General features: G+C 65.2%; 1 protein-coding gene. It reads right to left on the bottom strand.

Annotated elements, in window-relative coordinates; all coding sequences use genetic code 11:
* Window positions 1–119 precede the first annotated feature (119 nt).
* Window positions 120–1,454, bottom strand: a 1,335-nt coding sequence (locus tag V8P77_RS34645; protein ID WP_335916755.1) for an IS1380 family transposase, incomplete at its 5' end; no start/stop codon positions are given.

The following is a 1,454-nucleotide window of genomic DNA, read 5'->3' as shown; positions in this document are numbered from 1 at the left end:
TCGGGGCTGGGCTGGCCGCCGAAGACGCGCGCGGCCGTCGCCGCGCTGTGGGGCGTTTTGTCTGGGCCGGTGATGTATCCTTTTTCGTTGGTGGGTGGGTGGGTTCAGGTCCGGCGGCATCATCGGGCCGCAGCGCATATTCGGGCGTGAGCCAGAGCAAACTCCTCGGCATAGGGGCAGGCCGAAGCCATCGCCACCTTGATGCGGCGGACTGAGACGCGGACCTGCGCGCCGATCTTCAACAGCTTCAATCGGATCGTGCCGCAGGTGGCATCGGCAAGCCGGGTATGAGCGAGGCCGAGGCGACGTAGCGCACCGATCAATACATAGGCCAACGAGGCAAACCAGAGCCGCAACTGATTGGCGCGCATGGTGTGGGCGCTGGTGCGGTCGGCATAGAGATCGAGCTGGCATTCTTTGATGCGGTTCTCCATGTCGCCGCGGGCGCAGTAAAGTTCCTCGTAAAGCGGTTGTGCCGCCCAGCATTCCGGTTCCAGCGAGGTGACGACGAAGCGCGGATTGGGGGCCGCCATCGTCCATTCGGCTTTGGCGACGACCCGCCGTCGGCGTGACCAGCTGTCCTTCGTCGACCACAGGAAGTCGCGGAAGACGCGGGCCGCCTGGCCGCTTGTCCCGGCCTCCAGGCGCGCGTCCTCCAGGGCCTCGGCGATCTCCTTTTCCAGCCGCTTGTTGCGGGCAAGACCAAAGACATAGTCGATCTGATTGCTCTCGCACCAGTCCATCAGTTCGTCGCGGGCAAAGCCGGAATCGGCGCGCAGAACGATGCGCACGCCAGGCCAGCGCGTGCGGATTTGCTTGACGATCCGTCCGACCTCCTCGACCGCGCCGGCGCTGGCGTCGATGTTGGAGCGCCGCAGCTTGGCCGAAAGCAGATGTCGGCCGCAAAAGATGTAGAGCGGCAGATAGCAATAGCCGTCATAATAGCCGTGGAAGAACCGCCCTTCCTGATGGCCATGCAGCCGATCATCGGTGGCGTCGAGGTCGAGCACGATCTCCTCTGGCGGCCTGTCGTGTGCATCCAGGAACAGCTCCACGAACAGCGCTTCCAGAGCCCCGGCGTCATAGGCGATCTTGTGATAGCGCGTTGGCGCGCCGGGGCGGCCGTGCTCCAGCCGGTTCAAGGTGGATTTGCCGGCAAGCACTGCACAGTCTTGCCGCTTCGGCGTCAGCCGCTCCGACAGCAGCGCAAGCACCGGGTCGTGGCGCAGCGTGTCGTGATCATCGACATCCTCATAGCCCAGCGCGATCGCCGCAATGCGCTGCCCGACCAGCGTGCGCGTGCTGTGGACCGTGCACTTGCGATCGCGGCCATCAACGAAGCAGGCGGCCACCCGGTCGAACAGCCCGATGGCCGCATCGACGTGGCGAAGCAGCAGCCCACCGGCATCCGAGGTGATCGCGCCGCCGTCGAAACCAGCGACGACTTTGTGGCC

The sequence above is a fragment of the Rhizobium aouanii genome (assembly GCF_037002925.1).
GTDB lineage: Bacteria > Pseudomonadota > Alphaproteobacteria > Rhizobiales > Rhizobiaceae > Rhizobium > Rhizobium aouanii.
This window is presented reverse-complemented; position numbering and strand designations above follow the sequence as displayed.